Here is a 12,195-nt window from a genome sequence, read left to right on the forward strand (position 1 = left end):
TTACGGCTGTGGCAGGATTGCGGGATCAGCTGAGGTGCGCAGGACAAACTCTTTTTCGCCTGCATCGGTAATCCGCGCGACCACAACATCACGCAGAGGCATCCGGTCGGTCCCCGCGAAAGTGAAGTTGGACATGATACCCTCACCATTCTCAATGCCGGCCATTGCGGCAGTCACGGCAGCAGGGTCTGTCGTGCCAGCCGCTGCGACAGCATCCTCGATCATATGCGCAATATCGCAGCCATTGACGTAGTAATTGTTGTCAGGCGTGATCCCCTTTGCAGCAGAGAACCGAGCGATGAAATCGGCATAGGCAGAGCCTTCGTCTGGGAAGCCACCAGATGTATGCGCTACGCCTGTGACGACATCACCAAGGCCGCGTACGGTTGGTGAATCGAGTACGTCACCTCCCATCACCTGGGTATCAACCCCGGCACCGCGCAGCGCACGGATGAAGGCCGGGAAATCAGGCTCCCAAGCCCATGTGACGATCACATCCGGGGTGGTATCCGCATTCTTGATGGTCGTCACGATGGCAGAAAAGTCCGGCTGGTTCAGCGAATAGTTGCTTTCCCCGACAACGGCACCACCAAGCGATGTGAAGGCCTCGCCAAAGTACTCGGGCCCACCCAATGTGTAGGCACTGTCTGGGGATTTCACGAGCCAGACACGTTCGAACCCTTGCTCGCGTGCGTGGCCTGCCAGTACGGCGGCCTGTTGGTTGTCCGCAGGGTAACTGCCAAAGACATGTTCACCGACTTGCGTCAGAACCGGGGCTGTTCCGGCAAAGGTCATTGTTGGGATGCTGTCAGCCGCTGTGATCTGGGCCGCGGCGATTGTCGGATCGGCATCGGCTGACGCCACGATGAACTGCGCGCCGTCATCGATCATTTCCTGTACGACTTTAACGCCTTCGGCGATGTCAGACCGGGTGTCGCGCACGATCAGCTCAACCGGTGTTGTGCCGTTCAGGCCCCCCTTGGCGTTCATTTCGTCAATGCAGAACTGGAACCCGGCATAGGCGGGTCCATCATAGGGGGCCAGATAGCCCGATTGCGCGGACATTACGCCGATTTTATAACTCTCAGCCATCGCTGTTCCAGCCAGGCCGGTGATAACTGCTGTTGAAAGAAGAAGGGCATTACGTATCATTTTATTGCTACCTCTGTTGGTTGACTTCGGTTGGTTTCGCTAATTTCTGCTTTTTGGGCTGTGCGCCCTTTGCCGATGTAAGCCTCGATGACTTTGGGATTTGCGCGCACGTCTTCAGGCGTGCCTTGCGCGATGACGCCACCTTGGTGCATCACCACGATCCAGTCCGACAGGCGGTTCACGAACCTCAGGTCATGATCGATCAGAAGGACACCGATGCCGCGTGTTTTGCCGACCTTAATCAGCCGATCAGCCAGGTCATCTGTTTCGCTGGGATTCATGCCAGCGGCCGGTTCATCCAGTAAAAGAATCTTCGGGTCTTGTGCCAAAGCGCGGGCGATTTCCAGGCGCTTGCGGGCACCATATGGCAGGCCGTCGGCGCGATACCCGGCGACTTCCCCAAGATCAAAGGCATCCAGTTCACGCAGCGTGATAGCCGCGGCAGTCTTGCGGTCGTGACCTGCGGCCAAAGCGGCAACAAGAACATTTTCGTAGGCTGTCAGACCGCTGAACAGGCGCAAGTTTTGGAAGCTACGCGAGACACCAAAGCCTGGCACTTTGTGATGCGAGACACGGGTCAAATCAACCTCGCCCATATGCGCAGAACCGGTGTCCGCCTGATAGGCGCGTGTCAGCAAGTTAACAAGCGTGGACTTGCCAGCACCGTTGGGGCCAATCAGGCCAGTGATGCGCCCAGTCGGAGCTTCGAAACTGACGTCTCTTACGGCTTTGACGCCTGCGAAACTTTTTGACAGGTTTGATGCTTTCAGCGTGGCTGGGACGACGGACTCGGGCGTGCGCGCAGGAGTTACTCGGGGCTTCAGGCGCCCGAGCAGATTTGCATCGGCGCCAGGGCCAAGTTCAAAGCCTCCGACCAGACCCTGAGGTCGCGCCCAGATCACCAGCAGGATGGCAAGCCCCAGGACAATCGTCGTCAGGCCAAAGACCTCGGGCAAGGTGACGCCAAGCACAGTTGAGCCGCCTTCGAACTGGCGCACAGTGTCCTGCAGCAGCGTCACCGCGATCACCCCGACCACTGCGCCGCCAACCGATGACATTCCACCGACAATCATCATGACCACTTGCGCAAAGACGAGCCCAAGGTAGAAGGATGCGGGTGAAAATGCCCCCAGCATATGCCCATAAAGTGCACCCGCGACTGTCGCCATGGTACCAGAGGCACACCAAGCAATGAATCTTGTGCGTCGGGCATTGATGCCAAGTGCTGTTGCGGCATCCTCATCGTCACGGGCCGCGCGGGAAAACAGACCCAAACGGCTTTCGCGATACCAACGGGCCAGCAGGATTGCACCCGTGGCCGCGCCGAGGGCCAGAACCAGGTCTGTCACCCTTGGCACACCGTAAAACGTCTGGCTGCCGCGTGTGATCTCGCGTGCGGCGATGGCCACGCCATGGGCGATGATCAGCAGGCCAAGCGTGGCAATCGTGGCAGACGCACCCACAAGCCGAGCGATGGCGCTTCCGGTTAGGGCTGCAAAGGCAAGTCCCGCAAGGGCGACCACCGGCAGCGACACCCAGATCGTTACTTCATGGCCTGCCAGAAATGACGGAAGATCCGGCAGGGCAGAACGTTGAAGAGCAGCAGGCATGGTGAGAATGCCTGACAGATAAGCGCCTAGCGCCAAAAAGGCGCCATGCCCGAAAGACACAATGCCCGTGTTGCCGCAATAAACCGCAAGGGCCACTACAGCGACCACATTGACACACATCTGTACAGCAATCCGCTCGCCAGTGCGTCCAAAAATCAACGTCAGCCCAAGCACCACAGCCAGCAGCACAGCAACCGCCGCCGCCGTCCGGAGCAAGTTGGACGCCCGCAAGCGTCCGGGATGTGTATGAAGGGGGACGATGCTCATGAGGGAATGTCCCCTACTGCTGTAAGGATTGCGTCTGCCAGCAGATCCGCCCACAGCCCGACTTGCGATTGTTCGCGGATTTGATCGTTTCGAATTTCAATCAGGCAATGCACAAGCTCACGGGGTTCTGCATGCGCTGGAATAAACCAATCGCCCTCAGTTTCGATCTGATAGGGCTTGTTCAACGCAAAGGTCATGTCAGGGCGGCGCTGCGCGATATGTGCCATCAATGCTTTGGCAGCACCGCCTGTGCCGCGGCTTAAAAAGCCTGCCTGCCAAGGCCGGTCCTTGCCATCGAGATGCGGTGTAAAGGAATGGATCGAAAACGCGGCACGACGCGGACGGTTGGCAAAGAGCCGATTCAACTCTGCATCCATAGGTCGAAAGATTTCATCGACACGCATGGCCCGGCTCAATTCGGTGATCGCGCTGTTCCCCGGCACCTCAACCTGGTCGCTGATCGCAGGGACCGCCAAGGGGCTGTCAGGGGGACGGTTACAGTCAAATACCAGCCGTGAGTAATTTTGGACGACGAGAGGCGCGTTCAACTGTTCAGCCAACTGGCGCGCTACATCCTGAGCACCAATGTCCCAGCCGCGGTGGCTTTCAATGACGTCGCGGGAGACTCCCAAATCTCCAAGCATCTCGGGGACTGCATTGCCTGCATGCTCACACAGCAGCACGATCTCCGACGTGCTATCTGCATTAACGACGTCAATCGGCGCAGGATCGTTTGGCCCCAATAAGGTATGAGTACACAAATTCATGCAGCTTGGACCGCACGGTGTGTGCATCGTCTTATCATACCGAGCAGATCCTTGGGGTCGTGCGGGTCGGCAACCAGATCCAGCATTTCGCTTGGGGCGCCGTCAGTCGCTTTTTGGTGCAGCCAGCGCGTGGCCGAGATATCCTCGACCACAAAGCCAACACCATCAAAAACCGTGATCTGATCTTCGGAGGTTCGTCCCTTTTTAGAACCGGTTAGAACCTGCCACAGTTCGTTGACCGCGTGATCCGGGTCGAGTTGCTGGATATCGCCCTTGATGCGCGTCTGTTTTGGGTACTCTACAGAAATGTCATTGCGCATCAGAATATCCCGTTGCCGATACTCGCAGCGGTTTTAGCTGATTTGGGGGCCAGTATACGCGTCACCATCGCCGATGTTGCCACCGTGCGAAGCGCCGTCAGAAGGGTCATTTCAGAAAAGGGCTGTGGATAGCCGGTATCAACAGAGGCCAGCACACCAACGGCGGTTAGGGTTTGCAGGCCGACCTTGGTGTTCGATCGGTGCCCGTTCGCGGACTTGAAGGTGTGATCCACACCATCAGAGGTTGGCATCAGTTCAATCACACCCGCCTTAGAATGGGACGCAACGCGCGGTGTTTTGTCAAATACCGGCCAGCGTTTGAAATCGGCTTCGATCATATTGGCCAATCCTGCAAGGCAGTCCCGTAGGCCATGCTTATGGACCAGGGCCCGCATGTTTTCGACGCTGACAAATGGAACCAATGCTCTGTCAGAGGGCGCGCTCATCAGTATGTTCCTTCATACGCGGCGCATTTCTGTGCTGTGTCCATGTCTTTTACCGCGTCGATTTCTGCAGCCTTATGGGCGGCGTAGACGCTCGCGAAATCTGGTCCGAACCAACTGGTGACGGTCGTATCCGCCTGAAACGCCTCAAGGGCGGCCTCAAGCGTTTCGGGCAGGCGCACAAAACCACGCGCCGTGAGATCATCCGCTGACAGAAGCGACAGGTCTTCCTCGGTCGGCGCAGGCGCTTTCAGCCCATCTTCGATCCCCTGAACACCAGCATGTACAACAGCGGCCAAAGCCAGGTAGGGCGACGCCGCTGCATCCGCCGCGCGGTATTCAATGTTGAATTGTCTGGCGATTGAAGCGGGGTCCTTTGCCGTCACAGGGCAGACCCTTAACGAGGCCTCGCGGTCTCGGAACCCGAGATTGTTATACGCAGCCGACCACCGGTGCGGAGTAAGGCGTTCGTATGACACGACAGACGGTGCCGTCAGCGCTAAAATGTTAGGCAGGTATTTTAGCACGCCAGCAGCGAACCCATCAGTAAGTCTGGACATCCCGCAGGGGCCGCTTGCATCAAATGTGACCGGCTCGCCGGCATCGTCGACAAAGCTCATGTGGATATGAACGCCATTGCCGACGCTCGCCACATCGCGGATTGGCGTAAAGGTTGCAGCCTCACCCAGGTGACGCGCTGCCGAGCGAGTAAGCTCGCGCAGGATTACTGCCGCATCTGCCGAGCGCACACCTTTGGCAGGGCCGATAACGACCTCGTATTGATTGGGGCCGAATTCCTTCATGATACTGTCTGGCTCGAGCCCGTTTTCGGCGAGTGTCGCCATCAGCACTTCGCAAAGCTTCCGCTGAATCTCGAACCCTTCGCGTCCGTATCCCTGGTTTTCCACCGCCGGTGGGCTTTTCAGTTGAAACTCGTGCTCGAACGCCGAGATCAGATGAACGCCTGCTACATCATGCAGGCGCTTCAGCGCGGATTTGAGGATAGCGCGCGTACAAAAGGCCCAAGGATCCCCGTCAAGCGTGACGACATCGCCCATCAGGAAATGCTCGGTCACATCTCCAAATGTCGCCCGGGCCTCTGCGTTTGCATCGGGAATCAAAAGCAAATCACCTAGCGCGCCGAACGGGCTGTCAGCGATTATGTCGAAACAGGTGATCTGCACATTGGTAGGGGTCCAGCCGACCCCCCGCACCACCCGTTTTTCCAACTGATCAGCGGGAAAGGCTTTGCCGCGCACCTTTCCGGCAACATCGGATATGGCAGCAAAAATTAGCGGCAGGGTCATTTTTCATTTTCCTCTTGAGTAAAGCGCAAAGCATCCCAGGCCTTGATGCGGTCTCGGGTCTGTTCCCAGTTGTCCTCGGCAATCCGCGTCACGATGGCCTCGGTCACCGAGAGTGCCGCCGAGTAAGTATCCCACAAGGTGCCGCTATCAATTGGCACCGGCATGACCTCATGGGCGTGTTTGGCAATCGGTGAAATCCATTTGTCCGTCATCAGGATCACACGGGCATTCCGATCGCGTGAGGCAACAAGCGACAGCTGCTCCAGCGCCGGTTGGTAACGGCGAAAATCAACAGCATAAAGGATATCCCCGGGCCGCATCCGCAACAAATATTCTGGCCAGCCTTCAGGCGTATCAGGCAGATGAAACACATCCTTGCGGATCTGACGCAGGTGGAACGAAAGATGCTTGGCGATCGTATCGCTGATCCGGCCACCCAGCACGTAAACGCTGCGTTTCGGGTCGGTCAGAAGGGTGCAGATCTGGTTAAACTGATCTTCGGTGATAGCATCAGCCGCCATGGCCATCTGGCTGGCCGATTTGGAAATAAAGTCCTTCAGATATCTCCCATGAACGGGCCGTTCCGCCTGGTGGAGTTGAACAGGCGAGCGGTGCCCTTCTTTCAATTCCGCGATAAGATCACGTTGGAAATCCTGATATCCATCAAGTCCAATCTTGGTAACAAACCGTGAGATTGAAGGCGGTGACACCTCGGCGTGTTTTGCCAGCTCCTGGATCGAGGAAAGGCCAGCAAATGGGTAATCCGACAGGATAGCTGCAGCAAGTTTGCGCTCTCCGCTGGTTAGCATATCGGCTGCGTTTTCGATGCGGTCTCTGATCAACATGCGCTATATGGTGGTGGAAAAATATTTTCTGTCAATCTAAATTGAATTGACTTTGGAATTTTATTTTCTTTTAGTATGGACGTCATGATCGCCCTCATTCATAAAATTAGACCTCTTGGGCAAACATTTGAAAGCAGAGACAGACATGGAATTGACCCGCGATCTTCCACTAGAATATGACCAATCGGGATTGCTGTTTATTGACGTGCAGAACTTTGCAGCCCACAGGGATGGTGCCGAATTCGAAGGGCTGACAAATGCCGAGTTTGACGCAAAGTTTGGCTGGTTTTTTGAGCAGCTGAAATCCAGTATCGTACCTAATATGCAAGCCTTGCAAAAGGGATTTCGCGCGGCGGGAATCGAGGTTCTTTACACAACGATTGAAAGTCTGACCAAAGACGGGCGCGACAGATCTCTGGATTACAAAATCACGGGCTTCAACGTGCCCAAAGGATCCTGGGACGGCAAGGTGATCGACGAACTGGCACCAGCCGATGATGAGATCGTGTTTCCAAAATCTTCGTCCTCAGTCTTTGTCTCGACCCACATAGATTACGTGCTGCGCAATCTCGGCATAAAGCAATTGGTGCTGGCAGGGATCGTGACCGATCAATGCGTCGAAAGCGCAATTCGCGATGCCTGTGATCTGGGCTATCTGGTCACCCAAGTGACGGATGCCTGCATGACCTACACGCAAGAGCGTCACGACAATTCCCTGCAAACGATCAAAGGCTACTGCCGTCAGGTGACGACAGCCGAATTGCTTGACGAAATCGGTCGTGGCTAGGTCGGTGAGGCGCCCAGCCGATCCGTTTGGCGGCGCGTCTCAGGCGTTATCCACACCCGTTTTCTCGCCAAATTCCGATTTTTCCCTGCGCGTCAGTCCAACCTGTCATCATCCAAAAAATCGCTCAGAAATATTTGGCGAGGCACACTCAAAACAGCATGTGAGATCAGAGACAAACCCACACTTTTCGGTAAAACGTCCAAGCATTATCTGCCCTCACCACATGTTTTCCTTGATGCAGCGAATGCCAGTTTCAGAGTGACATAGTAAAAAGGCTACATAAGTGGTCACGGATTTGCCGATACACAAAGCAAATGCCAGGTTGAAACCAATTTATTGATCGGTATCGGGGCCTTGGGAACAGCGGTAGGGCCACGAGCGTTGTAATTGCGTCTCCAAGTGGTTACATAGGGAACACTAAAGTTCTGGTTTTCTGCAGCCCAGGCGTATCGCCTGCTAGAGTGAACTAAGTTCTTCCATCATGAAAATTCAGCTGTCACGTCCTCTACTTGGATTTGATGTTTGGGAAAGTTGCCGATGTTTTCGCGCACGACCACATCGCTTGTGACGTTAGTTGATCCGTTTGTGGTGATCAGACGCACCGATGGCTTGCCAATAAACCACAACGCAACCGTTGATCAAATGAGCTTCCGATAGGCAAAAACTGCGCCTATCGACCATCGCGTCCTGGGATTGGCCCGGGCGCAAGATCAAGATTGCGCAGAAAGACATAAAACAGCGAGGCGGCGCTTTCTCCGCCAGAGGAACTAAAATGACATTTCCAGAATGGACGAAACCAGGCATCTACGGTGCTTTGTGTGGTGCGGTGGCGGTCTCAATCCTTGGCTTTACCTGGGGCGGATGGACAACCAGCGGCAGCGCTCAAGAGTTGGCGAAAGACCATGCTAGCGAAGAAGTAACGCTTGCGATGGTGCCGGTCTGCCTGAACAGGTCAACCGCTGATCCCAAGCGCGAAGAAATAATCGAAACACTGCAAGAGGCCTCTGGCTTCAACCGCCGCAAGGCCATGATGGATACTGGTTGGGCAACACTGCCGGGGTCAGATTCGCCAAGCCGCGACCTCGCAGATGCCTGTATCGCGGGGCTTGAGCTGGATGGATCATAAGGCAAAGGCAATGCCGCAACTCTTTCGGACGACTTGGCGCGCAAATCTGTTACTAGGCATTCAGATGAGTGCGGCGCTGATTGGGTTTACACTCGGTGCTTTGCTTTTATTTTCGATGCCTGCATTCTCTCAATCTACATCGCAATCGGTGCCAGAAAATGCCACTGCAACGAGTTACGGTGACGGTTGGAAATGTAACGCCGGGTATAGGTTGAGTGGCGACGTCTGCGCGGCTGTTATAGTGCCAGCAAATGCCTATCCGACCAACCGTACCTATGGTTTAGGTTGGGAATGTCTTCATGGTTTTCGCGAGAACGATGAAGCGACCTGTGTTGCGGTGATTGTACCCGATGGCGGATTCCTTGATTCATCAGGTGAACGTTGGCATTGCTCGCGCGGTTTTCTCAAAATCGACGACACGTGCCAAGAAATTGTCGTACCCGCAAACGCTTATCTGGCTGATACGACCTATGGACCCGCGTGGGAATGCAAACGTGGGTTCGAAGCATTGGACGACCGTTGCGTCGCCATTGTGGTCCCGGCCAACGCGTATTTGAATTCATCAGGATACGGCCAACCTTGGACATGTGAACGTGGATATTTTGTACAGGATGGCACGTGCGCGGCCGTCGTGATCCCTGAACATGCCTACTTGGACGATGCAACGTACGGCACGGGATGGAAGTGCGAGCGGGGATACGCGACCTCAGGTGTGAATTGCGAAACAATAGAGCTTCCTGCGAATGCCCATCTTGACAGGTCCGGAAACCGTTGGAACTGCAACAAGAATTTCAAGTCATCTAAAGGTCTGTGCGTTCTCGATAACTGAGCGCGCGGCGCGACTATTTCGACTTTGGTATCCGATGGTGACGACCGTGTTGCCTTGGGTGTCGACCACACAAAGGAAACATCATGAAAACCGACTTTAACGTGGCAAACACGATCCGTCGTCCTGTTAGCGGGGCGCAGGCGCCGCCATTTACCAGCGACGAACCCATAAGATCAACTTCTGCCACTCAGATCATCTTGCCGCCAACTGCGATTGTCTATTGCCAAGGTAACTTTGCCAAGGCGGATGGCAAAACTGCAAATGGCCTCGTTCGCCATTCAGAGGCCTACAGGATCCTGTCTGTCATCGATAGCGATCACGACGGCAAAGACAGCGGGTTGGTTCTTGACGATACTGTAAACCACATTCCGGTCTTCAGAAGTCTGGACGCTGCTGTTGTCCATGAAGCTGTAATCCCGGATACCCTCATTTACGGGATGGCACCATCTACGGGCAGGCTCTCATCGACAGATCGTGACGTTGTTCTCGACGCGATATCACTTGGTATGAACATCGTCAGTGGATTGCATGAATATCTGGGCGATGATCCAGAAATCGCTTCTTTTGCGGTCGAACGCAAAGTCACCATCCGAGATATTCGCAAACCCAAACCCAGCAAGGATATGCGCCTGTTCGATGGAAGTATTTCTGGTGTGAAAGCACTGCGCATAGCGGTTCTTGGGACCGACTGCGCCATCGGAAAGCGGACAACAGCGACTGTTTTAGCCCGTGCCTTGAACACAAGAGGCATCAAGACTGTCCTTGTTGGTACGGGCCAGACAGGTTTGATGCAGGGTGCAAAATATGGGGTGGCAATGGATGCCGTACCACCGCAGTTCTGTTGCGGCGAACTTGAAGGCGCGATCGTCGACGCTTCCGAGTCTGAACGACCCGATGTCATATTGATCGAAGGTCAAGGGGCGTTGAGCCATCCGGCATTCTGCACATCCGCCTTTATCCTGCGGGGCAGCCAGCCGGACGCCGTAATCCTCCAGCACGCTCCAAAGCGCGCGCATCGCTGTGACTTTCCCAATATGCCGATGCCCAAGCCTGCAAGTGAGATTGCCCTAATCGAAGCATTTGCTGACACAAAGGTCATTGGTGTCACGCTCAATCATGAGGGGATGTCCGAGGCCGAGGTAACCGACACGATCGCCGCACAGTCACAAATACTCGGGCTGCCGGTAACGGATGTACTCAGCCGGCCGGCTTCGCATTTGCTTGCAATGGTTGTTGCCGCTTACCCTGGGTTACATCACTCGACACCCGTGGCTGCGATATGAGTACCCCTCGCATTGAGGTGCATCTGAGCAAGATACGTCACAATGCGAAGACTGTTGTCGAGCGCCTCAAGACACGCGGCATCGGTGTCACCGGTGTGACCAAGGCAGTGTGCGGGCATCCAGCCATCGCTCAGGCAATGCTCGACGGCGGCGCTGTGGGGCTTGCGGAAGCGCGGCTTAGTAACGTGCGAAGGTTACGCAACGCGGGCATGACATGCCCGATCACATTGATCCGTACACCAACGCTGAGCCAGGTCGATCAGGTCATCCAATACTGTGAGGCGAGCTACAATACAGAAATCCTCGTGATTACCGCTCTGGCCGCCGCCGCGATCCGGAAAGACTGCATTCACGGCATTATCCTGATGGTTGAGATGGGCGATCTGCGCGAAGGGATCATGCCAAAGGACCTCGGCTCGGTTGCACAGCAAGTGGTGGACATGCCCGGCGTTACGCTGAAAGGCATCGGAGCGAACTTTGCATGTCTGGGGGGAATTGCCCCGAATGCTGCAGATATGGAGGCCCTATCTGACCTGGCGAATGAAACAGAGGGGCAGTATGGTCCCTTCCTTCACACGGTATCTGGCGGAAACTCGGCCAACCTTCCTTGGGCCCTCGGCGGACACCCAGCTTGTCGCATCAACGATCTAAGGCTGGGGGAAGCAATACTTCTGGGCGTTGATCCGGTTTCCGGAGATCAAATAGGCGGGATGTATACGGATGCCTTCATACTTATCGCTGAGGTAATTGAAACAGGGTCCAAACCTGCATCTCACCCTCAGAGCATCTGCGATCCGGTATTCAAAAGACTTCACCTCGTCCCGAAAAGCGGACAGAGCACACAAATAATTCTGGCCGTTGGTCAGCAAGATACGGACATTTTGGGGCTTTCGATGCCCCCTGGATACAGGCTTATTGGTGCAACAAGCGATCATCTTGTCGTTGGCACTTACCATTCGACGCAAAGCGTAGGATCGGAAATGAAGTTCCAAATGAACTATAGTGCGTTGATGAATGCTATGTCCGCTCCCGACGTTAAGACAAAGTTGCTCCGTGGCAGTCATTCACGACACGCGCATGTCTCTCAAGGATCAGGCACCCACCTAGCATCGATTTGATCACTCAACTGATAAATGCACCGTTGAAAACGGTTAGGAGAATAACCATTGGCAAAGCTGACAAAAAAAACTGTCTTCAATGCACACGTTCCCAAGGCGGAAACACCGATGGACAAAACAACGCGGATCGTTAGAGAAATGGTCAACGAAGAAGCAGAGCAAAGACAGATCAAGAATGCCCGGCTCCGCAAAACTCGGCTCGAAAGGGATGCGAATATATTATCTGAAGCCTGTCCGCCGAAGCCCGTCAAAAAGCGGTGACAGGATTGTCGCCCCTTCTTTTTGCGCGACTGGAATGATCGAACCACGAACAAAGCGGCTAGCGAACATTGTTTTTCCCA

General features: G+C 55.0%; 11 protein-coding genes and 1 pseudogene. 6 read left to right on the forward strand and 6 right to left on the reverse strand.

Features of this window, described 5'->3' with window-relative positions:
• The 6 genes and pseudogenes from AC2FIM_RS09110 to AC2FIM_RS09135 form a co-directional block, all read right to left on the reverse strand.
• Positions 1 to 1,152 (reverse strand): ABC transporter substrate-binding protein, encoded by a 1,152-nt coding sequence (locus AC2FIM_RS09110; protein WP_142635012.1) that lies wholly within the window; start codon positions 1,150 to 1,152, stop codon positions 1 to 3.
• Positions 1,149 to 3,029 (reverse strand): branched-chain amino acid ABC transporter ATP-binding protein/permease, encoded by a 1,881-nt coding sequence (locus AC2FIM_RS09115; RefSeq protein ID WP_281972775.1) that lies wholly within the window; start codon positions 3,027 to 3,029, stop codon positions 1,149 to 1,151. Before AC2FIM_RS09115 ends, AC2FIM_RS09110 begins: the two co-directional genes overlap by 4 nt.
• A complete protein-coding gene (locus AC2FIM_RS09120; RefSeq protein ID WP_496731944.1) occupies positions 3,026 to 3,823 on the reverse strand; it encodes an N-formylglutamate amidohydrolase in 798 nt (265 codons plus the stop codon). The genes AC2FIM_RS09115 and AC2FIM_RS09120 overlap by 4 nt, the downstream gene beginning before the upstream one ends.
• Positions 3,793 to 4,562 (reverse strand): annotated as a pseudogene (locus AC2FIM_RS09125) (Rossmann-fold NAD(P)-binding domain-containing protein). The gene AC2FIM_RS09120 and the pseudogene AC2FIM_RS09125 overlap by 31 nt, the downstream one beginning before the upstream one ends.
• The gene (locus AC2FIM_RS09130; protein ID WP_496708090.1) at positions 4,562 to 5,866 is read right to left on the reverse strand and encodes a glutamine synthetase family protein; all 1,305 of its coding nucleotides are present in this window, start codon (positions 5,864 to 5,866) and stop codon (positions 4,562 to 4,564) included. Before AC2FIM_RS09130 ends, AC2FIM_RS09125 begins: the two are co-directional and overlap by 1 nt.
• A complete protein-coding gene (locus tag AC2FIM_RS09135; protein ID WP_496702099.1) occupies positions 5,863 to 6,711 on the reverse strand; it encodes a MurR/RpiR family transcriptional regulator in 849 nt (282 codons plus the stop codon). The genes AC2FIM_RS09130 and AC2FIM_RS09135 overlap by 4 nt, the downstream gene beginning before the upstream one ends.
• A 145-nt stretch (positions 6,712 to 6,856) precedes the next feature.
• On the opposite strand from AC2FIM_RS09135, the gene AC2FIM_RS09140 reads away from it, so the two are divergent.
• The 6 genes from AC2FIM_RS09140 to AC2FIM_RS09165 all read left to right on the forward strand — a co-directional run bounded on the left by AC2FIM_RS09140 (position 6,857) and on the right by AC2FIM_RS09165 (position 12,115).
• Positions 6,857 to 7,498: a cysteine hydrolase family protein gene (locus tag AC2FIM_RS09140; protein WP_271950264.1), complete on the forward strand. Its 642-nt coding sequence runs from the start codon at positions 6,857 to 6,859 to the stop codon at positions 7,496 to 7,498.
• A gap of 772 nt (positions 7,499 to 8,270) precedes the next feature.
• Positions 8,271 to 8,624: a hypothetical protein gene (locus AC2FIM_RS09145; protein WP_142635000.1), complete on the forward strand. Its 354-nt coding sequence runs from the start codon at positions 8,271 to 8,273 to the stop codon at positions 8,622 to 8,624.
• 64 nt (positions 8,625 to 8,688) lie between these two features.
• Complete coding sequence (locus AC2FIM_RS09150; RefSeq protein ID WP_496677570.1) at positions 8,689 to 9,453, forward strand: hypothetical protein; 765 nt, start codon at positions 8,689 to 8,691, stop codon at positions 9,451 to 9,453.
• A gap of 83 nt (positions 9,454 to 9,536) precedes the next feature.
• The gene (locus AC2FIM_RS09155) at positions 9,537 to 10,736 is read left to right on the forward strand and encodes an N-acetyltransferase DgcN family protein (protein WP_496731946.1); all 1,200 of its coding nucleotides are present in this window, start codon (positions 9,537 to 9,539) and stop codon (positions 10,734 to 10,736) included.
• Positions 10,733 to 11,854 (forward strand): alanine/ornithine racemase family PLP-dependent enzyme, encoded by a 1,122-nt coding sequence (locus AC2FIM_RS09160; RefSeq protein WP_271950258.1) that lies wholly within the window; start codon positions 10,733 to 10,735, stop codon positions 11,852 to 11,854. Before AC2FIM_RS09155 ends, AC2FIM_RS09160 begins: the two co-directional genes overlap by 4 nt.
• 48 nt (positions 11,855 to 11,902) lie before the next feature.
• On the forward strand, positions 11,903 to 12,115 hold the full coding sequence (locus AC2FIM_RS09165; RefSeq protein ID WP_142634993.1) for a hypothetical protein: 213 nt from the start codon (positions 11,903 to 11,905) through the stop codon (positions 12,113 to 12,115).
• Positions 12,116 to 12,195 lie beyond the last annotated feature (80 nt).

This window comes from Ruegeria sp. CDSC052 (assembly GCF_059610685.1).